Origin of the sequence: Streptomyces sp. NBC_00080 (assembly GCF_045041255.1) — a bacterium.
GTDB classification, from domain to species: domain Bacteria; phylum Actinomycetota; class Actinomycetes; order Streptomycetales; family Streptomycetaceae; genus Streptomyces; species Streptomyces coriariae.
This window is the reverse complement of sequence record NZ_CP108235.1, coordinates 4,780,998-4,804,228: the sequence shown is the minus strand read 5'-3', so window position 1 is coordinate 4,804,228 and position 23,231 is coordinate 4,780,998. Positions and strand designations below refer to the sequence as shown.

General features: G+C 68.9%; 19 protein-coding genes. 9 read left to right on the top strand and 10 right to left on the bottom strand.

All coding sequences use genetic code 11. The features are described from left to right. Positions 1 to 85: 85 nt before the first annotated feature. Positions 86 to 1,552: a CCA tRNA nucleotidyltransferase gene (locus OHU34_RS21500; protein WP_142265148.1), complete on the bottom strand. Its 1,467-nt coding sequence runs from the start codon at positions 1,550 to 1,552 to the stop codon at positions 86 to 88. A gap of 257 nt (positions 1,553 to 1,809) precedes the next feature. On the opposite strand from OHU34_RS21500, the gene OHU34_RS21495 reads away from it, so the two are divergent. From OHU34_RS21495 to trxA, 7 genes are all read left to right on the top strand, one after another. After that, positions 1,810 to 4,242 carry a DUF6049 family protein gene (locus OHU34_RS21495; RefSeq protein WP_142265149.1) on the top strand — a complete coding sequence of 811 codons (2,433 nt, stop codon included), beginning with the start codon at positions 1,810 to 1,812 and terminating at the stop codon, positions 4,240 to 4,242. A gap of 44 nt (positions 4,243 to 4,286) precedes the next feature. Then, entirely contained in the window at positions 4,287 to 6,560 is a 2,274-nt protein-coding gene (gene murJ, locus OHU34_RS21490; RefSeq protein ID WP_230195233.1) for a murein biosynthesis integral membrane protein MurJ, read from the top strand. A gap of 138 nt (positions 6,561 to 6,698) precedes the next feature. Then, the gene (locus OHU34_RS21485; protein ID WP_142265151.1) at positions 6,699 to 8,414 is read left to right on the top strand and encodes a protein kinase family protein; all 1,716 of its coding nucleotides are present in this window, start codon (positions 6,699 to 6,701) and stop codon (positions 8,412 to 8,414) included. A gap of 27 nt (positions 8,415 to 8,441) precedes the next feature. Beyond that, on the top strand, positions 8,442 to 9,161 hold the full coding sequence (sigM, locus tag OHU34_RS21480) for an RNA polymerase sigma factor SigM (protein ID WP_142265152.1): 720 nt from the start codon (positions 8,442 to 8,444) through the stop codon (positions 9,159 to 9,161). Continuing rightward, positions 9,158 to 10,069, top strand: a complete 912-nt coding sequence (locus OHU34_RS21475; protein ID WP_405767862.1) for an anti-sigma factor family protein — start codon at positions 9,158 to 9,160, stop codon at positions 10,067 to 10,069. The genes sigM and OHU34_RS21475 overlap by 4 nt, the downstream gene beginning before the upstream one ends. A 176-nt stretch (positions 10,070 to 10,245) precedes the next feature. Further along, entirely contained in the window at positions 10,246 to 11,214 is a 969-nt protein-coding gene (gene trxB / locus OHU34_RS21470; RefSeq protein ID WP_020130655.1) for a thioredoxin-disulfide reductase, read from the top strand. Between the two features lie 41 nt (positions 11,215 to 11,255). Then, positions 11,256 to 11,588: a thioredoxin gene (gene trxA / locus OHU34_RS21465; RefSeq protein ID WP_020130654.1), complete on the top strand. Its 333-nt coding sequence runs from the start codon at positions 11,256 to 11,258 to the stop codon at positions 11,586 to 11,588. 92 nt (positions 11,589 to 11,680) lie between these two features. Here the strand turns inward: trxA and OHU34_RS21460 are convergent, their stop codons facing one another. The 9 genes from OHU34_RS21460 to rpmH all read right to left on the bottom strand — a co-directional run bounded on the left by OHU34_RS21460 (position 11,681) and on the right by rpmH (position 18,587). Further along, positions 11,681 to 12,298 (bottom strand): GNAT family N-acetyltransferase, encoded by a 618-nt coding sequence (locus OHU34_RS21460; protein WP_142265154.1) that lies wholly within the window; start codon positions 12,296 to 12,298, stop codon positions 11,681 to 11,683. A 327-nt stretch (positions 12,299 to 12,625) separates the two neighbouring features. Continuing rightward, positions 12,626 to 13,726 carry a ParB/RepB/Spo0J family partition protein gene (locus OHU34_RS21455; protein WP_142265155.1) on the bottom strand — a complete coding sequence of 367 codons (1,101 nt, stop codon included), beginning with the start codon at positions 13,724 to 13,726 and terminating at the stop codon, positions 12,626 to 12,628. After that, positions 13,723 to 14,796 (bottom strand): AAA family ATPase, encoded by a 1,074-nt coding sequence (locus tag OHU34_RS21450; RefSeq protein WP_078615788.1) that lies wholly within the window; start codon positions 14,794 to 14,796, stop codon positions 13,723 to 13,725. Before OHU34_RS21450 ends, OHU34_RS21455 begins: the two co-directional genes overlap by 4 nt. A 250-nt stretch (positions 14,797 to 15,046) precedes the next feature. Continuing rightward, positions 15,047 to 15,763, bottom strand: a complete 717-nt coding sequence (rsmG, locus tag OHU34_RS21445) for a 16S rRNA (guanine(527)-N(7))-methyltransferase RsmG (protein ID WP_028806977.1) — start codon at positions 15,761 to 15,763, stop codon at positions 15,047 to 15,049. Between the two features lie 119 nt (positions 15,764 to 15,882). Then, positions 15,883 to 16,395 (bottom strand): R3H domain-containing nucleic acid-binding protein, encoded by a 513-nt coding sequence (locus OHU34_RS21440; protein ID WP_020130649.1) that lies wholly within the window; start codon positions 16,393 to 16,395, stop codon positions 15,883 to 15,885. 15 nt (positions 16,396 to 16,410) lie between these two features. Beyond that, a complete protein-coding gene (gene yidC, locus OHU34_RS21435) occupies positions 16,411 to 17,697 on the bottom strand; it encodes a membrane protein insertase YidC (RefSeq protein ID WP_020130648.1) in 1,287 nt (428 codons plus the stop codon). Between the two features lie 3 nt (positions 17,698 to 17,700). Continuing rightward, positions 17,701 to 18,060, bottom strand: coding sequence for a membrane protein insertion efficiency factor YidD (yidD, locus tag OHU34_RS21430; protein WP_405767857.1), 360 nt, complete (start codon positions 18,058 to 18,060; stop codon positions 17,701 to 17,703). Beyond that, positions 18,057 to 18,428: a ribonuclease P protein component gene (gene rnpA, locus OHU34_RS21425; protein WP_078615780.1), complete on the bottom strand. Its 372-nt coding sequence runs from the start codon at positions 18,426 to 18,428 to the stop codon at positions 18,057 to 18,059. Before rnpA ends, yidD begins: the two co-directional genes overlap by 4 nt. A 21-nt stretch (positions 18,429 to 18,449) precedes the next feature. Beyond that, positions 18,450 to 18,587 carry a 50S ribosomal protein L34 gene (gene rpmH / locus OHU34_RS21420; protein WP_020130646.1) on the bottom strand — a complete coding sequence of 46 codons (138 nt, stop codon included), beginning with the start codon at positions 18,585 to 18,587 and terminating at the stop codon, positions 18,450 to 18,452. 377 nt (positions 18,588 to 18,964) lie between these two features. On the opposite strand from rpmH, the gene dnaA reads away from it, so the two are divergent. Next, on the top strand, positions 18,965 to 20,962 hold the full coding sequence (dnaA, locus tag OHU34_RS21415; RefSeq protein WP_142265157.1) for a chromosomal replication initiator protein DnaA: 1,998 nt from the start codon (positions 18,965 to 18,967) through the stop codon (positions 20,960 to 20,962). Positions 20,963 to 22,060: 1,098 nt separating this feature from the next. Beyond that, complete coding sequence (gene dnaN / locus OHU34_RS21410) at positions 22,061 to 23,191, top strand: DNA polymerase III subunit beta (protein WP_054242113.1); 1,131 nt, start codon at positions 22,061 to 22,063, stop codon at positions 23,189 to 23,191. The last annotated feature ends 40 nt before the right edge of the window (positions 23,192 to 23,231 follow it).

The following is a 23,231-nucleotide window of genomic DNA, read 5'->3' as shown; positions in this document are numbered from 1 at the left end:
ACGTGAAACACCGCCCCTTCGCATGTGCGCCTGCCCGCGTCGCCGGGGTCATGTTTCACGTGAAACATGACCCCGTTTCGCGGACTCAGCCCTGCTCGGCCCACCACTCCTTGAGCGCCGTCACCGCCGCGTCGTGCTCCATCGGCCCGTTCTCCAGGCGCAGTTCCAGCAGGTGCTTGTACGCCTTGCCGATGGCAGGGCCGGGGCCGACACCCAGGATCTCCATGATCTGGTTGCCGTCGAGGTCGGGGCGGATCGCGTCCAGCTCCTCCCGCTCCTTCAGCTGGGAGATGCGCTCCTCCAGCCCGTCGTACGCCCGAGAGAGCGCGGCCGCCCTGCGCTTGTTCCGCGTCGTGCAGTCCGAGCGGGTCAGCTTGTGCAGGCGATCGAGGAGCGGTCCCGCGTCCCGTACATAGCGACGCACCGCGGAGTCCGTCCACTCACCGGTGCCGTATCCGTGGAAGCGCAGGTGGAGTTCGACCAGTCGGGAGACGTCCTTCACCAGCTCGTTGGAGTACTTCAGAGCCGTCATGCGCTTCTTCGTCATCTTCATTCCGACCACCTCGTGGTGGTGGAAGGAAACGCGGCCGTCGTTCTCGAAGCGGCGGGTGCGCGGCTTGCCGATGTCGTGCAGCAGCGCGGCCAGCCGCAGAGTCAGGTCGGGGCCGTCCTCCTCCAGAGCGATCGCCTGCTCGAGGACGATCAAGGTGTGTTCGTAGACGTCCTTGTGCCGGTGGTGTTCGTCGCTCTCCAGCCGCAGGGCGGGCAGCTCGGGCAGCACATGGTCGGCGATGCCGGTGTCGACCAGCAGCGACAGCCCCTTGCGCGGGTTCGCGGAAAGGATCAGCTTGTTCAGCTCGTCCCGTACCCGCTCGGCGGAGACGATCTCGATACGGCCGGCCATTTCCTTCATCGCCGTGACGACCTCGGGATCGACCTCGAAGTCGAGCTGGGCGGCGAAGCGGGCGGCGCGCATCATGCGCAGCGGGTCGTCCGAGAACGACTCCTCCGGCGTGCCCGGAGTGCGCAGCACACGCGCAGCGAGGTCCTCGAGGCCACCGTGCGGGTCGATGAACTCCTTCTCGGGAAGCGCCACGGCCATGGCGTTCACGGTGAAGTCACGCCGGACGAGGTCCTGCTCGATGGAGTCGCCGTACGAGACCTCGGGCTTGCGCGAGGTGCGGTCGTAGGCTTCCGAGCGGTAGGTGGTGACCTCGATCTGGAAGCATCGATCGACGTCTCCGACACGGGCGTCCTTCTGGACCCCGACGGTGCCGAACGCGATCCCGACCTCCCACACGGCGTCCGCCCATGGCCGGACGATCTTCAGTACGTCCTCGGGGCGGGCGTCCGTCGTGAAGTCCAGGTCATTGCCGAGCCGGCCGAGCAGGGCGTCCCGGACCGAGCCGCCGACCAGGGCGAGAGAGAACCCGGCCTCCTGGAAGCGGCGGGCGAGATCGTCGGCGACAGGGGCGACCCGCAGCAGCTCACTGACCGCGCGGTGCTGCACCTGGCTCAGGACGCTGAGATTGTCTTCGTTGGCGTTCGGCACAACAGAAGAGGGTACGTGGCCCGGCCGACCCGGGGCGCCCCGATTTGGGTGAGCGGACATCACTCGCGATAGCCGGACAAGACGGCTTCTTTACACCTGAGGTCCCACTCCCTCCCATACACATGGATAGCGGGCGATCCGACCGGCTTCCACGATCTTGTGGAGCAGTCCGCGGCACTTCCCCTCAGCGCGCATCGTTACCATGCGTGGACGCACATTCCGACGACCACTGACGACGACGAGGGACGGGCGAACGCGTGGCCGAGGCGGCAGACTTTCCGGGGATGACTCCCTCACCTGCCCGCCGGTGGCTGCGGCGCACCGGCGCACTGCTCGCCGGGGCGCCCCTGCTGGCCGGTCTGCTCCAGCTGCCCGCCGCCCCCGCGCAGGCCGTCGGCCAGACCTCCGCCAAGGAGGCCTCCGACGCCGGCACGGTGGCCGTCACCGTCGACTCGCTCAGCCCCGCCGCTCCCACCGACGGGGACACCCTGACGGTCTCGGGCACGGTCACCAACAACGGCAAGCAGGCGGTCACCGACGCCCACGTGGGTCTGCGCGTGGGTTCCGCGCTCACCACCCGCTCGGCGATCGACAGTGCCGCCAAGCGCGCGGACGCCCTCTCCGGCAACGACGGCTCCGAGGTGGGCGGCAAGTACGTAGCCGAGTTCGCCAAGCTCACACCGGGCGTGTCCGAGCACTTCAGCATCTCCGTCCCGGTCGACAAGCTCCACCTGGACGACGACGGCGTCTACCCGCTCGGTGTCTCCCTCGCGGGCGAGACGTCCGCGCAGCCGTGGGAGCAGGTGCTGGGCGTCCAGCGGACCTTCCTGCCGTGGCAGCCCGAGGAGGCGGACACCCCGACGAGGACGACGGTGCTGTGGCCGCTGGTCTCCACCGTCCACATGTCGGCGGAGACCGGTTCCAACGCGCAGCAGACGCCGGTCTTCCTCAACGACGACCTGGCCAAGGAGCTCTCGCCCGGCGGTCGCCTGGAGCAGCTTCTGAGCCTGGGCAAGGAGCTCGACGTCACCTGGGTGATCGACCCGGACCTGCTGGCGTCCGTCGACGCCATGACCGGCAACTACCGGGTCCGGGGCGACGGGGACACCACCACGGCCGGCACCCACCAGGCGGTCGCCAAGCAGTGGCTCGACGAGCTCCAGGAGGCGGTGCTGGGCAAGGAGGTCGTGGCGCTGCCCTTCGCCGATCCCGACCTGGCCTCGCTCGCCCACAACGGCACCGGTGTCGCCGGCTCCCTGAGCCAGCTCAAGGCGGCCACCGACGTCGCCGCCACCACCGTGGAGACCGTGCTCCATGTGACCCCGAACACCGACTTCGCCTGGCCGGTGGACGGCGCCGTCGACCCGTCGATCGTCAAGGTCGCCACCTCGGCAGGCGCCGACAAGGTGATCGCGCGCAGCGACAGCCTGACGGAGAACGGCGATCTCACCTACACCCCCTCCGCGGCCCGGCCCATCGGCGGCGGCACCACGGCGGTGGTCGCGGACGCGCGGCTGTCGACGGCGTTCAAGGGCGATCTGACCAAGGCCTCCACCTCCACGCTCGCCGTGCAGGAGTTCCTCGCGCAGAGCCTGGCCCTGAACCTTCAGACGGGCAAGCAGCGCAGCGCCGTCGTCGCCCCGCAGCGCATGCCGACCACGAGCCAGGCCCGGTCGCTGGCGGAGGCCGTCAGCACCCTCCAGAGCGGTACCTGGTCGCAGTCCCAGCAGCTCGCGGCGGCCGCCAAGGCCAAGCCCGACCCGGGCGCCACCACGAAGGTGCCGTCGCGGTCGGCGTACCCCTCCTCGCTGCGCAAGCAGGAGCTGCCCCGGTCGGCTTTCGAGCAGATCGCGTACACGCAGGACAAGCTCGACAACTTCAAGGTGATCCTCGCCAACGAGGCCCGGGTGGTGACCCCCTTCGGGCGGGCCATGAACCGTGAGATGTCCACGTCCTGGCGGGGCAGGAGCACCGCCGCGAGCTCGTTCCGTCAGGGTGTGCAGGCCTATCTCGACACCCTCACCGGCCAGGTCAAGCTGATCGACAAGTCCGAGACCAAGCTCTCCGGACGAAGCGCCACGATCCCGGTGACCGTGCAGAACAACCTGGTGCAGGGCGTCGACCACCTGGTCCTGCGGCTCACCTCGAAGAACCCGACCCGTCTCGAGATCTCCGACGAGGCCTACGCCGAGCAGCGGGTGACGGTCTCCGGCGGGCACACCACGACGGTGAAGTTCACCACGTCCGCCAAGGTCAACGGCCAGACCACGGTGGTCGCCCAGCTGTACACCGAGGACGGCCAGAAGTACGGCGAAGAGGTCGCCTTCGACGTGCGGGTCACCGAGATCACGGCCACGGTGATGCTGGTCATCGGCGGCGGCGTCCTGCTGCTCGTGCTGGCCGGCTTCCGGATGTACACCCAGCGCAAGCGCGCCGCGGCCCGGGAAGCGGAAGAGACCGACGAGACCGACGAAGACGGCGAGAACGGTGCCGAAGGCGAGGACGGTGCCGACGAGGCGGGCGAGCCCGCCGACGGCCCGGAGAACGCCGGAGACCGTGAGAATCGTCCCGAGAAAGAGTCCGGCGGCCGAGCAGGGGCAGCCGACCCGGAGCAGCCGAGTGACGAGACACCGGACACCGCAGTGGAAAGCGCCGACCCGTCCGGCACGGGTGAGAGAGTGGACCGTTGAGGAAGTCGTGGCCGGTGGGCCCGGGACGATGAGGTGGGGTAACCATGAACGCGCCGTACGACGGTGACCGCGGCCAGGCCGCGGGCGGCTCGGGCCACCCCGAGGGCCCGCCGCCCGAGCACGGCCAGGTGCCGCCGCAGCACCCGGCGGACATGTACCTCCAGGACGCCTACGACCAGGACCCCTACCGGGCCCAGGACCTCACCGCGCAGGACCCGGTCGCCGAGGCGCTCTACGACCGTGCCGCTCACCCCCCGCCGCCGCCGGGCATGCAGCAGCCGCAGCAGCCGCTGTACGGGCGGCCCCCGCAGTCCCCGTACGCCCCCGACCCGCGCGTGTGGGCCCAGACCCCGGCGCCCGAGCCGGAGGGCCCCACCCAGTACCTGCCGTACGGCGACGACCCCCGTACGACGCAGTTCGTGGGCGTGGACGACCTGGTCACGCACTCCAGCGAGGAGCAGCACCAGCCCGACGCCTTCGCCCACCTCTTCCGCGACCAGCAACAGGGCGGTGCCCGCTCCGCGGAGCCCCCGTCGGTACCCGGCCCGGCGCACGCTCCGGGCGGGCAGGGAGCGGCACCGGCGTACCAGGCTCCGGTGGCCGCGTCGTCCGCGGTGGACCAGACCATGAACCTCACCGCCACGCCGGCCGCGCCCCCCGCCGCTCCCGCTCCCGCCGCCAAGAAGGGCGGACGCGCCGGTGGCCTGCTGAAGTCCAGCGCCGTCATGGCGGCGGGCACGATGGTGTCCCGCCTCACCGGCTTCGTCCGCTCCGCGCTGATCGTCTCGGCGCTGGGCGTCGGTCTGCTCGGCGACACCTTCCAGGTCGCCTACCAGCTGCCCACGATGATCTACATCCTGACCGTCGGCGGCGGCCTCAACTCCGTCTTCGTGCCGCAGCTCGTGCGGGCCATGAAGGAGGACGAGGACGGCGGCGAGGCGTACGCCAACCGCCTGCTCACGCTGGTCATGGTGGCGCTCGGCCTGCTCACGGTCGCCGCGATCGCCGCGGCGCCCGTCCTGATCCGCCTGCTGTCCGACTCGGTCGCCAGCAACCCGGCGGCCAACGAGGTCGGCGTCACGTTCGTCCGCTACTTCCTGCCCTCGATCTTCTTCATGGGCGTCCACGTGGTGATGGGACAGATCCTCAACGCGCGCGGCAAGTTCGGCGCGATGATGTGGACTCCGGTCCTGAACAACATCGTCATCATCGTGACCCTGGGCATGTTCATCTGGGTCTACGGCACCTCCGCCGACTCCGGCATGAAGGTCACGACCATCCCGCCGGAGGGGGAGCGACTCCTCGGCATCGGGATCCTGCTCGGCCTCGTCGTACAGGCCCTCGCCATGATCCCGTACCTGCGCGAGACCGGTTTCCGTCTTCGGCTGCGCTTCGACTGGAAGGGCCACGGCCTCGGCAAGGCGGCGACCCTCGCCAAGTGGACCGTGCTGTTCGTCCTGGCCAACCAGGCCGGCGCGCTCGTCGTCACCCAGCTGTCCACATCTGCGGGCGAGGACTCGCCGGTCGACGGCACCGGCTTTGCCGCCTACGCCAACGCCCAGCTGATCTGGGGACTGCCGCAGGCCATCATCACCGTCTCCCTGATGGCCGCGCTGCTGCCCCGCATCTCCCGCTCGGCGGCCGAGGGCGACGCCGGCGCGGTCCGCGACGACATCTCCCAGGGCCTGCGCACCACGGCCGTCGCGATCGTCCCGATCGCCTTCGGCTTCCTCGCACTCGGCATCCCGATGTGCACGCTGATCTTCGGTTCCTCCGGTACCAGCGAGGCCACGAACATGGGCTTCATGCTGATGGCCTTCGGCCTCGGTCTGATCCCCTACTCCGTGCAGTACGTCGTCCTGCGCGCCTTCTACGCCTACGAGGACACCCGGACCCCCTTCTACAACACGGTCATCGTGGCCGCGGTCAACGCGAGCGCCTCGGCACTCTGTTACTTCGTCCTTCCCCCCCGCTGGGCCGTGGTCGGCATGGCGGCCTCCTACGGCCTGGCCTACGCGATCGGCGTCGGCGTCGCCTGGAACCGGCTGCGCAAGCGGCTCGGCGGCGACCTCGACGGCTCCCATGTCCTGCGGACCTACGCCCGGCTGTGCATCGCCTCCGTTCCGGCCGCCCTGATCAGCGGCGCGGCCTGCTACGGCATCGGCCACAGCCTGGGCCAGGGCGTCCTGGGTTCCTTCGCCGCGCTGCTGGCCGGCGGGGTCCTGTTGCTCGGCACCTTCTTCGTCGCCGCCCGCCGCATGCGCATCGAGGAGCTCAATTCGCTCGTCGGCATGGTTCGCGGACGCCTGGGTCGCTGAGTCATGGGGTAGGCGCACAACCATCGTCCGCCGCCGCGTGTCGTGCATAGCGGCGGACTGTGGGCACAATTGGGTTCGGCGTCGCACGGCGCGCACGAGGCCGGACGGCGCGCACTGAATGGGGAGGCAGGAACGACGGTGGCGGAACGGAGCACAGCTGCCGTCGACGTGGCAGACAACAGCGGTGACAAGCCGCTGACCGCACAAGCGGACCAGTCCACGGCCGACGGGGTGGTCAAGAACCGGGAGCAGGACACGGACAGCGACGAGGCACAGGGGAGCGGCGGGGCGGAACGTCCCGGGAAGGCCTCACCGCCGGAACTGCACAGTGGTCACAAGCTCGCCAGGCGCTATCGCCTCGAAGAGTGCGTCACCCGTCTGGACGGTTTCAGCAGTTGGCGTGCGGTCGACGAGAAACTCCGTCGTGCCGTGGGCGTCCACATCCTGCCCGCGGACCACACCCGGGCCCGTTCGGTGCTGGCAGCGGCCCGCTCGTCCGCCCTGCTCGGCGATCCCCGGTTCGTCCAAGTACTGGACGCCGTCGAGGAGAACGACCTCGTCTACGTGGTCCATGAGTGGCTGCCCGACGCCACCGAGCTGACCGCGTTGCTCGCGGCCGGTCCGCTGGAGCCGCACGACGCCTACCAGATGGTGAGTCAGATCGCCTCCGCCATGGCCGCCGCCCACCGCGAAGGCCTGGCGCATCTGCGTCTGAACCCCAACGCCGTTCTGCGCACCTCCTCCGGCCAGTGGCGCATCCGCGGCCTCGCGGTGAACGCCGCCCTGCGCGGGGTCACCACCGACACCCCTCAGCGCACCGACACCGAGGCGATCGGCGCCCTGCTGTACGCGGCGCTCACCCAGCGCTGGCCCTACGAGAACGACGCCTACGGCCTCTCGGGGCTGCCCAAGGACATCGGTCTGATCGCTCCCGACCAGGTGCGCGCCGGCGTCCACCGGGGCCTGTCGGAGCTGTCGATGCGCGCCCTCGTCAACGACGGCGCGACCGCCTCCCGGCACGAGGCTGCCTGCACGACGCCGGAGGAGCTGGTGAAGGCGATCGGCGAGATGCCCCGCATCCGCCCGCCGGAGCCCGCGTTCACCGCCCCGCCCGAGTACCAGCGCACGACGTACCAGCAGGGCACCTACGGCCGCCCCTCGCCCCATCCGGGCGTCACCCAGCAGGTGGCGCCCCCGCCGCCCCCACTGCAGAGCCGCACCGGCAAGGCACTGAAGTGGGCGGTCTCCGCCCTCCTCATCGCCGCCCTCGGACTGGGCAGCTGGCAGCTGGCGGACGCCCTGATGGACCGGGTCCGGTCCGACGACCCGGACCAGACGCAGACGACGGACGAGGGCGACAAGAACAGCACCGCACCCAAGCCGGTCACGACGCTCAAGATCCAGGATGCCGCCGAGTACTACCCGGACGGCAAGCCCCAGCACCCCGACGACGCGAAGCTGACGTACGACAACGACAGCTCCACGTACTGGCGGTCGTACTCCTTCGACGACGGGCCCGTGCTCGCGCCGTTCAAGAAGGGCGTGGGCATCGTCTACGACCTCGGCTCCGAGCAGAGCGTCTCGGCAGCCTCGATAGGGCTTCGCTACGGTGGCGGCCACACCGCCGTGAGCCTGTACGCGGCCGATTCGCTGTCGTCGTCGGCACCCCTCACATCCATGACGAAGATCGCCGACGCCAAGACGTCCGGACAGGAACTGAAGATCTCCGCCAAGACACCGGCGAAGACGCGGTACGTTCTCGTATGGATCACCGCCGCGCCGTACGCGCCCGGTGACCAGTACAGCGGCTCCGGCTTCAAGCAGGCCATCACCGACGTGAAGTTCACGGGCTGACGTCTCACCGCAGGGGGAGGAGGTCCGATGGCGGAAGGCGCCGGATATGACGAGGCGAGCGACCAGGACCTCCTCACCCGCCACGTAGAGGGCGACCCCGACGCCTTCGGTGAGCTCGTACGGCGTCACCGCGACCGGCTCTGGGCGGTGGCCCTGCGCACGCTGGGAGACCGCGAGGAGGCCGCTGACGCCGTCCAGGACGCCCTCGTGTCCGCCTACCGGGCCGCCCACACCTTCCGCGGCCAGTCCGCCGTCACGACCTGGCTGCACCGCATCACGGTGAATGCCTGTCTGGACCGCGCCCGCAAAGCGGCTTCCCGCAAGACCTCACCGGTCGACGACACCGAGCGACTGGAGCAGCTGCTCGAACCGCACGAGTCGGCGTCCGCGCCCGCCGAGCGCAACGACCTGCACCGCCAGCTCCTCGAAGCGCTCGGCACCCTCCCGCCCGACCAGCGAGCCGCCCTCGTCCTCGTGGACATGCAGGGCTACCCGGTCGCCGAGGCCGCCCGCGTGCTCGACGTGCCGACCGGCACCGTGAAGAGCCGCTGCGCCCGCGGCAGAGCCAGACTCCTGCCGCTCCTCACCCATCTGCGACCGGCCGGCGGCGGCAGAGAAAACGGCACAGGACGGAACCGGGCGCAGGGGACATCCGTCCCACCGGCAGCGGAACCTCGGGACGAGGGGCCGGGCAACGCCGGGACAGGCGATTCAGCTGCTGTGAAGGGCGGAGGTGGGCGAGCGTGACCTCGACGAAGGACACGACCGGGCATCCGGACGTCGCGGAGATCTCCGACCTCACCGAGGGCCTGCTCGCTCCCTCCCGGAGCGCCGACGTACGTCGGCATCTGGACACCTGCGAGCTCTGCGCGGACGTCCACGCGTCCCTCGAGGAAATCCGCGGCCTTCTGGGCACCCTCCCCGGCCCACCGCGCATGCCGGACGACGTCGCCCACCGCATCGATGCCGCACTCGCCGCCGAGGCGCTGTTGAACGCCACGGTGCCGGAGAACGCCGACACCTCGCCGTCGGCCGATGCCGTCACGACAGACACCGACGCGCTCCATGTTTCACGTGAAACACCGACGGCGACGGACCGGCCCGCCGGGCGCGCCCACGCCGCCACCGGCCCGGGCCGCAAGGACCGTAAGCGAGGCGGCCGCCGCAGGATCGCTGTCCTCGGGGCGGTCCTCACCGTCGCGGCGCTGGGGCTCGGTTCCGTCCTGGTGTCGTCCCTCACGGACGGCGGGGGGCCGGGCACTTCGGCTCATGAGTCGACCGGACCGGACACCTTCTCCGCGAGCGGGCTGGAGGGGCGGGTCACCGATCTCCTCGCCAAGGCCGCGGACTCCCGTGGCGCGCACAGCCTGGGCATCGAAGGAGCATCCGACGCCGCATCACCCGGTAACCAGTCCACCAAGATCCTCCGGCAGCCGGTGGTGCCTTCCTGCGTTCAGCAGGGCATCGGCCGCAGCGACACGGCGCTCGCCATCGAGGAAGGCACCTACCAGGGGAAGGGCGCTCTCCTCGTCGTACTGCCGGACAGATCCGACAGCACGCGGATCGACGCCTACGTCATGGACAAGACCTGTGTGGATCATCCAGCGGCGAGTCCGGCGAAGGTCCTGCTGACGAACTCCTACACGCGTCGCTGACGACCGACGCCCCTCTAGCTGCTGCGCCGTGTCCCCCCGTCATCCCCTACGGTGTGGTCCCTCCGTGTGCCCGGACACACCGGGAATGCACGCCCCTTAGGATCCGTTGGGTGGGGTGAGAGTCCAAGTAGCTCCCACCGCTCAACCGATGCAGTCCAGAGACGAGGAAACAAGCCGTGAGCGACGTCCGTAACGTGATCATCATCGGCTCCGGGCCCGCCGGCTACACCGCGGCGCTGTACACCGCGCGCGCGTCGCTGAAGCCGCTCGTGTTCGAAGGCGCCGTCACCGCGGGCGGCGCTCTGATGAACACCACCGAGGTGGAGAACTTCCCCGGCTTCCAGGACGGCATCATGGGCCCCGAGCTCATGGACAACATGCGCGCCCAAGCCGAGCGGTTCGGTGCCGAGCTGATCCCCGACGACATCGTCTCCGTCGACCTCACGGGTGAGATCAAGACCGTCACGGACACCGCGGGCACGATCCACCGGGCCAAGGCCGTCATCGTGACCACCGGCTCCCAGCACCGCAAGCTCGGCCTGCCGAACGAGGACGCCCTCTCCGGCCGCGGCGTCTCCTGGTGTGCCACCTGCGACGGCTTCTTCTTCAAGGACCAGGACATCGCCGTGATCGGCGGCGGCGACACCGCGATGGAGGAGGCAACCTTCCTCTCCCGCTTCGCCAAGTCCGTGACGATCATCCACCGCCGGGAGACCCTGCGTGCCTCCAAGGCGATGCAGGAACGCGCCTTCGCCGACCCGAAGATCAAGTTCGTGTGGGACAGCGAAGTCGCCGAGATCCAGGGCGACCCGAAGCTGGCCGGGCTGAAGCTGCGCAACCTCAAGACGGGTGAGCTCTCGGACCTCCCGGTGACCGGCCTCTTCATCGCGATCGGCCACGACCCGCGCACCGAGCTCTTCAAGGGTCAGCTCGACCTGGACGAGGAGGGCTACCTGAAGGTCGCCGCGCCCTCCACCCGGACGAACCTGACGGGTGTCTTCGCCGCCGGCGACGTGGTCGACCACACCTACCGCCAGGCGATCACCGCGGCCGGCACCGGCTGCTCCTCCGCTCTGGACGCCGAGCGCTACCTCGCCGGCCTCGCGGACGAGGAGCAGGCCGAGCCCGAGAAGACCGCAGTCTGACCCTCTCCCGCCCCACCGCCCAGAGAATTAAGGAGCCCCCTGTGGCCGGCACCCTGAAGAATGTGACCGACGCCGACTTCGACGAGGTCGTCCTCAAGAGCGACAAGCCCGTCCTGGTGGACTTCTGGGCCGCCTGGTGCGGTCCGTGCCGCCAGATCGCCCCCTCGCTCGAGGCCATCGCCGCCGAGCACGGCGACAAGATCGAGATCGTCAAGCTCAACATCGACGAGAACCCGGGTACGGCCGCCAAGTACGGCGTCATGTCGATCCCGACGCTGAACGTGTACCAGGACGGCGAGGTCGCCAAGACCATCGTCGGTGCCAAGCCGAAGGCCGCGCTCGTCCGCGACCTGGAGAGCTTCATCTCCGAGTGACACGCTGAGCCGTCCCGTCGACGGCTGATGTTTCACGTGAAACACGAATGGGCCAGCCCCTCAGGGGCTGGCCCATTGCGTTACGGAACTCTTCAGAGCGGGCGCAGCGCCGGCTCCTTCTGCACCGCACCCAGCAGCCGGTCGAGCGCCATCTCCACGTCTTCCTTCCAGGAGAGTGTGGTCCGCAGCTCCAGCCTCATCCGAGGATGAGCGGGATGAGGACGCACCGTCTTGAAGCCCACTGCCAGCAGATGGTCGGCCGGGAGGACACAGGCCGGCTCCTTCCAGCGTGCGTCGCCGAACGCCTCGATCGCTTTGAAGCCCCGTCGCAGCAGATCCTTGGCAACCGTCTGGACCATCACACGACCAAGCCCCTGCCCCTGGTAGCCCGGCATGATGAACGAGGTCATCAGCTGCACGGCGTCCGGCGACACAGGGCTCGTGGGGAACGCCGTCGAACGGGGAACGTAGGCGGGCGGCGCGTAGAGCACGAACCCCACGGGAACGTCGTCCACATAGACGACCCGGCCGCACGACCCCCAGTCCAGCAGAACAGCGGAGATCCAGGACTCCTTCTCCAGAGCGGACGTACCCGCCCTTACCGCGGCCGCACTGCTGACGGGGTCCAGCTCCCAGAAGACACACGCCCGGCAGCGCTTGGGTAGGTCTTGAAGGTTGTCCAGCGTGAGCGGTACGAGCCGACGCCCCATGAAGGCTGTTCCTCGCTTCCTTCGCTCGCAGCGTCGCGAGCGGCTGTCAGAGCGCTCCGTTCCCTGAGCAGGCTGCCGACGAACCCGCCGACCGCGCCCAGGCCCAGGCCGGCACTCACCAGTCCGGTCCGGCTCATCGTTCGCATGGCCCCCGCCTCCCGCTCCGAGGTACTGCCAGGTGGATGCGCCACAACCCCATCGCATCGTATCCACGATGCGATTCCATCGATACCGCCTGAAAGCAAAGAGCGAGCCGTGTTCCGGGACACACCGGACACGGCTCGCTCACAGGTCCCACGGCCGACAGGCGCTCGGCCGAGCCGCGGCTCAGTCTTCCGACTCCTCGGCGTCGCCGTCCACGAGGCCCTTCTGCAGCACGGGGCCTTCGCCGGGCGCGAGCGAGTCGAGGATGCGCTCCAGGTCCTCCATGGAGGCGAACTCGACGGTGATCTTGCCCTTCTTCTGGCCCAGGTCGACCTTCACCCGGGTTTCGAAGCGGTCCGAGAGCCGGGTCGCGAGGTCGGTCAGTGCCGGAGAGACCCGGCCGCCGGCCCTCGGCCCCTTGGCACGCTGAGCCGTCTGCGGACGCGAACCCATGAGGGTCACGATCTCCTCGACAGCCCGCACCGAAAGACCCTCGGCCACGATGCGGTGGGCCAGCCGGTCCTGCTCCTCCGAGTCATCGACCGAGAGCAGGGCCCGGGCGTGACCGGCGGAGAGCACTCCGGCCGCGACCCGGCGCTGAACGGCCGGCGAGAGCTTCAGCAGACGCAGCGTGTTGGAGACCTGCGGGCGGGATCGACCGATGCGGTCCGCCAGCTGGTCGTGCGTGCAGTTGAAGTCCTTCAGCAACTGGTCGTAGGCGGCTGCCTCTTCCAGCGGGTTCAGCTGGGCCCGGTGGAGGTTCTCCAGAAGCGCGTCCAGGAGAAGCTTCTCGTCGTCCGTGGCCCGCACGATCGCCGGGATCGCCTCCAGACCGGCCTCACGGCAGGCCCGGAAACGCCGCTCACCCATGATCAGCTCATAGCGCGCGGGGCCCAGCTGACGAACGACGACCGGCTGGAGCAGACCGACCTCCTTGATGGAGGTGATCAGCTCGTGCAGCGCGTCCTCGTCGAAGACCTCACGGGGCTGACGCGGGTTCGGCGCGATGTGATCGAGGGGAATCTCGGCGAAGTGCGCGCCGACGGGCGGCGCCGGCATCTCCACGGAGCCGTTCGCCGACACCTCCTCCGTTTCACGTGAAACAGGCAGCAGCGCGGCCACCTTCGCCGCTGCCACCCCGCGGTCGTTCGTCAGAACCGGCAGAGCTGCGGGGGACATGGATCCTCCGCCTCCCACCGCGGCCTGCGCCGGTGTCTTCTCCGTCGGGGCAGCAGGGATCAGTGCACCAAGACCGCGGCCCAGCCCCCTCCGTCGCTCACTCACTGAATGCCCTCCACCATGTTCGCGTTGTTCTGGGCGCCGATATGGGCGTGTGTCGCGTCGTAGCTGACCCCGACACCCCTCAGCGCCAGCTCTCGTGCTGCCTCAAGGTAGGAGAGAGCACCGCTCGATCCCGGATCGTAGGTCAGCACCGTCTGTCCATAGCTCGGCGCCTCGGAGATACGGACGGAGCGGGGAATGCTCGTCCGCAGCACCTCCTCCACGAAGTGGGTGCGCACCTCCTCCGCGACCTGCGACGCGAGGCGCGTCCGGCCGTCGTACATGGTGAGCAGAATGGTCGACACATGCAGGGTGGGATTGAGGTGTCCCCGCACCAGGTCGACGTTACGCAGCAGCTGCCCCAGACCTTCCAGCGCGTAGTACTCGCACTGGATCGGGATGAGGACCTCGGCGCCGGCCACCATCGCGTTGACCGTCAGCAGGCCGAGCGACGGCGGGCAGTCGATGAGGATGTAGTCCAGCGGCTGCTCGTAAGCCTGGATCGCTCGCTGGAGGCGGCTCTCACGTGCCACCAGGGACACCAACTCGATCTCCGCGCCGGCGAGATCGATCGTGGCGGGAGCGCAGAAGAGACCTTCTACATCGGGAACGGGCTGGACGACTTCCGCAAGCGGGCGACTGTCGACCAGCACGTCATAGATCGACGGAACCTCGGCGTGGTGGTCGATTCCCAGGGCGGTGGACGCGTTGCCCTGGGGGTCGAGGTCGACCACCAGGACCCGGCCACCGTGCAGGGCCAGGGAAGCGGCAAGGTTGACGGTCGTCGTCGTCTTGCCCACCCCGCCCTTCTGGTTGGCGACGACGATCACACGGGTCTGCTCAGGGCGTGGCAGGCCCTCGCCGGCGCGGCCCAGAGCCTCCACAGCGAGTTGGGCAGCACGACCGATCGGGGTGTCGTCCATCGGGGGCGGTGTTTCACGTGAAACATCCTCCCCAAAAGACTCGGTACGGGGACCGGGGACCGGATCGGTCATCGGTCCCGCGATGTTGGCGTCGGACCGCAAGGATTCACTCTCCTCGACTTCAGGCTCGCAATGAACAGAGCCTCCCATGGCTTCGGGGTCGTGAACCAGTGAGGCCTGGTGTTCTGTGGAGAAATCCACCTCTGTGGACAACTCCCGTCTCTCATCGAGTGAACCGAGAGGCTTACGGTCGCGGGGTTCGGCTGCGGCGCGGCCGCGGCTGATGATGCCGTGGAGCAGAGAGCGACGTTTCACGTGAAACACGATGCACAGCCGCGGCGGCCGGATCCCTCGCGACACTCCGTGATGCGTAGGTTTGGCTGCTTGTGTGGAGTACGTCTCAGCGGCGTCGGCGCGTTCGGCTGGTACGGGCCGCCTTGGCCCGCTTGGCGGCGAACCTCACACCGCCCGGACTCTCCCCGACCTCGACCCGCACCACCGTGGACAGAGGGTCCACCACGCCCTCACCGACATGCAGGATCGAGGTGCCCACGGCTCCGAGCTTGCTCAGCGCCGTGGACGCGCTCTTCAACTCCTCCTCCGCGGTGTCGCCCTTGAGGGCGAGCATCTCGCCGTAGGGGCGCAGCAGCGGGATGCCCCAGGTGGCCAGGCGGTCCAGCGGTGCCACCGCACGGGCGGTCACCACATGCACCGGCGGCATCGTGCCCATGACCTCCTCGGCACGACCACGCGCGACCGTCACATGGTCCAAGCCGAGAAGCTCGACGACTTCGGTGAGGAAGTTGGTCCGTCGCAGGAGCGGCTCCAGCAGGGTGATCTTCAGATCCTCCCGCACGAGCGCCAGGGGAATGCCGGGCAGTCCGGCACCCGAACCGACGTCGCAGACGGTCACGCCCTCGGGCACGACCTCGGAGAGCACCGCGCAGTTCAACATATGCCTCTCCCAGAGGCGGGGTACCTCTCGTGGGCCGATGAGCCCACGCTGCACGCCTGCCTCGGCCAGGAGCTCGGCGTATCGGACCGCATCGCCGAAGCGATCGCCGAATACCTCTCGTGCCACCTCAGGCGCAGGGGGGAGCTCCGCTGCCTCCGTCACGGGGACCGTCCTTCCGTACCGCATCAGCGCTGCGAGCGCCGACCACCAGAACTACCGGGCTGACAAAGTTTCGGCCCCGTCTGCGCAACAGACGGGGCCGGAGACACGTACGTACCGAATCAGTTGGGCAGGACGACGACGAAGCGCTGCGGCTCCTCGCCCTCCGACTCGCTGCGCAGGCCGGCGACCTTGACCGCGTCGTGGACGACCTTGCGCTCGAAGGGCGTCATCGGCTTCAGCTTGACCGGCTCACCGCTGTTCTTCGCGTCGGCCGCGGCCTTGGCACCCAGCTCGGAGAGCTCGGCACGCTTCTGGGCACGGTAGCCCGCGATGTCCAGCATCAGCCGACTGCGGTCGCCGGTCTCCCGGTGGACGGCCAGGCGCGTGAGTTCCTGGAGCGCCTCCAACACCTCGCCGTCCCGGCCGACCAGCTTGAGCAGGTCACGGGTACCCGCGTCGCTGATGATCGACACAGAGGCGCGGTCGGCCTCGACGTCCATGTCGATGTCGCCGTCGAGATCGGCGATGTCCAGCAGACCCTCGAGGTAGTCCGCCGCGATCTCGCCCTCTTGCTCCAGGCGGGTCAGGGTGTCTGCACCCTCGGCGGCGGCGGAGGTGGTGCCTTCCGTCACGGGATGGGCTCCTTCTTACTTCTTGGACGGGGACTTGGGGCGCTGCGGGCCGCCCTTGCGCTGCCCGGACTGGGCCTTGCTACGGCCTCCGCTGCCGGCGGGCTTGGGAGCGGCCTGCTTGGCCGTACCGGCGGCTCCGGAGGGCTTGGCGTCCTCCGGCTCGTCGGACTTGCTCAGGGAGATGGTCTCGTCGGCACCCTTCGCCGCGGCCGTGGACTGGCGCTGCGACTTGGACTGCCGCTTGGGCTGCTGCCGCTTGGCGGCGGCCGCGCTCGTCGGCGTGCCGTCCTCGGCCTGGGCCGCGGCCTGGGACTCGCTCTTGATCACGGTGCCGTCGGCCTGGGCGGCGAAGCCCACCTTGGTCAGACCGTTGATGAACTTGCGCTCGGCGTCGTTGCGCTCGCGGCCCTTGGCCACGATGGCCTTGACGATGGCCCGCTCGCCACGGCTGCGGGTCTTGCCGTGGTGCGTGACGTGCTTGTACAGGCGCTCCAGGTACGCGGCCTGAGCCTTGGAACCCGGGGTCGGGTTGTTGCGGATCACGTACATCTGCTGGCCCATGGTCCACACGTTGGTGGTCAGCCAGTAGACGAGCACACCGACGGGGAAGTTGATGCCGAAGACGGCGAACATGACGGGGAAGACGTACATCAGCATCTTCTGCTGCTGCATGAACGGGGTCTTCACCGAGGTGTCGACGTTCTTCGTCATCAGCTGGCGCTGCGTGAAGAACTGCGACGCCGACATCATGATGATCATGATCGCGGTCACGATGCGGACGTTGGTCAGCGAGGCGTCGAACGACACCAGGTCCGACGCGCTGTCCGTGAACTTCGCGGCCAACGGGGCACCGAAGATGTGCGCCTTCTGCGCGCTCTCCAGAAGGCTGTCGTTGATCACGCCAATGGTGTCACCGTTGGCGATGCCGTTGAGCACGTGGTACAGGGCGAAGAAGAACGGGGACTGCGCCAGGATGGGAAGGCACGAGGAGAGCGGGTTGGTGCCCGTCTCCTTGTACAGCTTCATCATCTCTTCGGACTGACGCTGCTTGTCGTTCTTGTAGCGCTCCTGGATCTTCTTCATCTCGGGCTGCAGCGTCTGCATCGCCCGCGTCGCCTTGATCTGCTTCACGAAGAGCGGGATCAGGCAGATACGGATCAGAATCACCAGGGACACGATCGACAGGCCCCAGGCCCACCCGGTGTCAGGGCCGAAGATGGCCCCGTACACCTTGTGGAACTGGACGATGACCCAGGAGACAGGTGTCGTGATGAAGCTGAAGAGGCTGGCAATCGTGTCCACTAATCATGCTCCTTGGGCATGGGACGGTGTCTCTGCGGCCGGGCCCGAAGGAGAAGGAAGTCCCTCTTCGGTGGCCGTTTCGGCGGCGGAGGTCCCGCCCATGCGTGCACGCCAGGCGTCACGCAACATTTCGTGCCACCGCGGGCGCTTGCGCGGCGGAACATGATCCACGCCACCGAGCGACCACGGATTGCATCGCAGGATCCGCCAGGCGGTAAGTGCCGTTCCCTTGATCGCGCCGTGCCGGTCGATGGCCGTGAAGCCGTAGTGGGAGCACGACGGGTAGTACTTGCACACCGGCCCGAGCAGCGGACTGATCGTCCACTGGTAGAGCTTGATCAGAGCCAGCAGCGGGTACTTCATCGCGCGCCCCCTCCCAGTAGCCGTTGAAGGGCGGCATCCAGGTCTTGGGCCAGCTGTGCGTGGTCGGCGTCGCCCGCCCCGGGCAACGCCCGTACGACTACCAGGCTACCGGGGGGGAACAGGGTGACTCGGTCGCGCATCAGATGACGCAGTCTGCGCTTCACCTTGTTGCGTACCACCGCGCCGCCCACGGCCTTGCTCACGACGAAACCCGCACGCGTCGGGGGAGCGCTCTCCCCAGGCGCGTGCGGGTCCGTGGCACCGCTTCGAAGATGGACCACGAGGGTCGGGCGGCCGGCCCGACGACCTCGTCGTACAGCGGTCGCGAAGTCCTCGCGCCGCCTCAGCCGATGCTCGGTAGGCAGCACGACGTCATGACCTGATCAGGCTCAGGCGGACAGGTTGGTGCGACCCTTGCTGCGGCGGTTCGCGAGAATCGCGCGACCGGCACGGGTGCGCATCCGCAGGCGGAAGCCGTGGGTCTTGGCGCGACGACGGTTGTTCGGCTGGAAGGTGCGCTTGCTCACTCGGGGGCTCCAGAAATCAATCGGTGGTGGCGGGGTGCCGTCCTGGCTGTCACCGTGCGCCCACGAGGTAGCTCGCGGTTAAACGCCCGAGTGCACCGCTTCCCGATCACCTGACGTGATCTGTGCCCATCGGAGGCAGGCGGCAGCAGCCATCGACAACTCGACCTGGTTACGGTACGCGCGGCTGCGCCATTCGGTCAAACCGGCGGTCACGAGGGACACTATCCACAGGCTGGGGACAACAACTTGAACCGTAGCCGTCGCCCTGACTACCGTGGCTGAACTCCGATTCGTTCCTTTGTCCCTGGCCCCACCCGATATGAATCCCGACCGTCCCACAACCACACGTTCGTGGGACCCACGAGAGAGCGTGCCCTGTGGCTGACGTGCCTGCCGATCTTGCCGCAGTGTGGCCACGAGTACTGGAGCAGCTCCTCGGGGAGGGCCGCGGCCAGGGTGTCGAGGTGAAGGACGAACACTGGATCCGGCGCTGCCAGCCGCTGGCGCTGGTCGCCGACACCGCGCTGCTCGCCGTACCGAACGAGTTCGCGAAGGGCGTCCTCGAAGGCCGCCTCGCCCCGATCGTCAGCGAAACACTGAGCCGCGAGTGCGGGCGGCCGATCCGCATCGCGATCACCGTCGACGACTCCGTCGGAGAACCCCCGGCCCCGCCGGCACCTTCCGCGCAGCAGCAGTCGCGCTACGAGGAGACCGAGCTCCCTGCCGGCCCCTACGACGGTCAGGACAGCCGGTACGAAGGTCAGGGGGACGGCCGGTACGACACCGGCTACGACAAGTCGCACGAGAGCCAGTACGAGGGCTACGGCCGGCACCGCGCCGAGCAGCTGCCCCCGACACCCGGTGACCAGCTGCCCGGCTCGCGTCCGGACCAGATGCCCACCGCGCGGCCCGCGTACCCGTCGGAGTACCAGCGTCCGGAGCCCGGCGCCTGGCCGCGGCCGCAGCAGGACGAGCACAGCTGGCAGCAGCAGCGGCTCGGCTTCCCGGAGCGCGACCCCTACGCGTCGCCCTCGTCGCAGGACACCTACGGCGGACCCGCGTCCCAGGCCCCTTACGGCGCCCCGCCGCAGCAGGACTCCTACGGCCCGCCGTCGCAGGACTACCGTCCCCAGTCGATGGAGCGGCCGCCGTACGACCCGTCGCCGTACCGGCAGAAGCGCCCGGAGTACGAGCAGTCGCGCTCCGACTACGACCAGCGCGACTCCGGTCGGCGTGAGCTGTCCGACCCGTCGGCCGGGCCCGGTCATCCGCACCGCGGGGGCCCGGCGGGTCCCGGCCAGCCGGCCAAGCAGTCCTCGCCGACGCCCGGCCCGGGTGAGCCGACCGCACGCCTGAACCCGAAGTACCTCTTCGACACATTCGTCATCGGCGCTTCCAACCGGTTCGCGCACGCGGCCGCGGTCGCCGTCGCCGAGGCGCCCGCGAAGGCCTACAACCCCCTGTTCATCTACGGGGAGTCGGGCCTCGGCAAGACGCACCTGCTGCATGCCATCGGGCACTACGCGCGGAGCCTCTACCCGGGCACGCGCGTGCGCTACGTGAGCTCCGAGGAGTTCACCAACGAGTTCATCAACTCCATCCGCGACGGCAAGGGCGACAGCTTCCGCAAGCGGTACCGCGAGATGGACATCCTGCTCGTCGACGACATCCAGTTCCTCGCGGACAAGGAGTCGACGCAGGAGGAGTTCTTCCACACCTTCAACACGCTCCACAACGCCAACAAGCAGATCGTGCTGTCCAGCGACCGGCCGCCGAAGCAGCTGGTGACGCTGGAGGACCGGCTGCGGAACCGTTTCGAGTGGGGCCTGATCACCGATGTGCAGCCGCCCGAGCTGGAGACGCGGATCGCGATCCTCCGCAAGAAGGCGGTCCAGGAGCAGCTGAACGCGCCGCCGGAGGTGCTCGAGTTCATCGCGTCCCGGATCTCGCGCAACATCCGCGAGCTGGAGGGCGCGCTGATCAGGGTGACGGCGTTCGCCTCGCTCAACCGACAGCCGGTGGACCTGGGGCTGACGGAGATCGTCCTGAAGGACCTGATCCCCGGTGGCGAGGACTCCGCCCCCGAGATCACCTCGACGGCCATCATGGGCGCCACCGCCGACTACTTCGGACTGACGGTCGAGGACCTGTGCGGCACCTCGCGCGGGCGCGCGCTGGTGACGGCCCGGCAGATCGCCATGTACCTGTGCCGCGAGCTGACGGACCTTTCGCTGCCGAAGATCGGCGCGCTGTTCGGCGGCCGTGACCACACGACGGTCATGCACGCGGACCGCAAGATCCGCAATCTGATGGCCGAGCGGCGCTCCATCTACAACCAGGTGACCGAGCTGACCAACCGCATCAAGAACGGCTGACGGCGCCGCAGAACGCCGTACAGACGTCGCGGAGGGCGCCCCCGGAGGGAGATCCGGGGGCGCCCTCCGTCATTCCTGGGCGCGGCGCGGCGCGGGGCGGCGCGGGGCGACAGCGGCAGCACCCGGGCTTGATCCAGAGCCCGCCGCCGGGCCTTGCCCGGCGCCCGCTCCAGGGCTTGGCGCGGGGCCGGCGCGGGGCGGCCGCGGGGGGCGATCCGAGGCCGATCCCGGGCTGTCCCGAGGCCGATCCCGGGCCGAACCGGCACCGAACCCGGGCCGGACCTCGCCCGCCAACGGTCGTCCACCGCTCACCCGTTGTTCGATTAACGGCCGGGTTACGGCCACTCTCCACAGATTCGGTGACTTTTTCCCGTCCACACCCTGGGGACTGGGAAGTTGTCCAGACTGTGTCCACAGGCGCCGCCGATGCGGGACCATCGGACCAGGTCACCTGGCTGTGGATTCGTGGACGAAGGATCTCCACAGGCTGTGGACAAAAAAATGATCCACAGGCTGTGCACGGAGTTGTCCACCGACAACCCACAGGCTGCGGCCCTTTGTCCCCAGCGATCTCGGGCTTCTCCACATGTCTGTCCACTGTTCGGCAACACGACGCGCCTCCTCACCGGGTCGAGTGAAAGGCGTCACACGAAGGTGCCGGCTTGCCCTGTGGGAAAGGTGGGTAAACCTGGGGACGCCGCTGGGGAGAACTCGCCTCAGCCTGTGCACGGCGTGTGCAGAACTTTCTGTTCTCCACAGAAGGCCCCGGTTGTCCACCGCCTCCGCCCACAGGCCCGGTGGATAAAATTCCGCCTCTGAGCTGCGAAAACAGGGTTATCCACCGTTTCCACAGCCCCTACTACTACTCCCGACTAGAGAGAGCGAGAAATCCGTTTAGAAGGGGGTCCTGTGCACAACTCGCTCCTCGGTGCCCGACTGCCCCTCGTCACGACTTGACCCCGAGGGGCACCGACTGTCAGTGCGGTGCGTCAGACTGGTCCCCGTTGGTCCTGCCCCTCACCGGGGCCGACCACACCGAGACAGACGACGAAGGCCAGGCAGGGCGAGAAGCGCCGGCAACAGCAGGAGGCGGCAAGAGTGAAGATCCGGGTGGAACGCGACGTACTCGCGGAGGCCGTGGCCTGGGCGGCACGCAGCCTCCCGGCCCGTCCGCCGGCGCCTGTCCTCGCCGGCCTGCTGCTGAAGGCGGAGGACGGCCAGCTGAGCCTGTCCAGCTTCGACTACGAGGTCTCCGCGCGGGTCTCCGTGGACACCGAGGTCGAGGAGGAGGGCACGGTCCTCGTCTCCGGCCGCCTGCTCGCGGACATCTGCCGTGCCCTGCCCAACCGTCCGGTGGAGATCTCCACAGACGGTGTACGGGCGACGGTGGTCTGCGGTTCCTCGCGCTTCACCCTCCACACACTGCCTGTGGAGGAGTACCCGTCCCTGCCGCAGATGCCGAACGCGACGGGCACGGTCCCCGGCGAGGTCTTCGCCTCCGCGGCCGCCCAGGTCGCCATCGCCGCCGGCCGTGACGACACGCTGCCGGTCCTCACCGGTGTGCGCATCGAGATCGAGGGCGACACGGTCACGCTGGCCTCCACCGACCGCTACCGCTTCGCGGTCCGCGAGTTCCTGTGGAAGCCGGAGAACCCGGATGCCTCCGCGGTCGCCCTGGTGCCCGCCAAGACGCTCCTGGACACCGCCAAGGCGCTCACGAGCGGCGACAGCGTCATCCTGGCGCTCTCCGGATCCGGCGCGGGCGAGGGCCTGATCGGTTTCGAGGGCGCGGGACGGCGTACGACGACCCGCCTCCTGGAGGGCGACCTCCCGAAGTACCGCACGCTGTTCCCGACCGAGTTCAACTCCGTCGCCGTGATCGAGACCGCCCCCTTCGTGGAGGCCGTCAAGCGTGTGGCCCTGGTCGCCGAGCGCAACACCCCGGTGCGGCTCAGCTTCGAGCAGGGCGTGCTCATCCTGGAGGCCGGCTCCAGTGACGACGCACAGGCTGTGGAGCGGGTCGACGCCCAGCTCGAGGGCGACGACATCTCGATCGCCTTCAACCCGACCTTCCTGCTGGACGGCCTGAGCGCCATCGACTCCCCGGTCGCCCAGCTGTCCTTCACGACGTCCACGAAGCCCGCGTTGCTCAGCGGCAAGCCGGCGCTGGACGCGGAGGCGGACGAGGCCTACAAGTACCTGATCATGCCGGTGCGTCTCAGCGGCTGACGCTCGTGCCGTGATCCGACCGGTCGTCCACAGGCGGTGG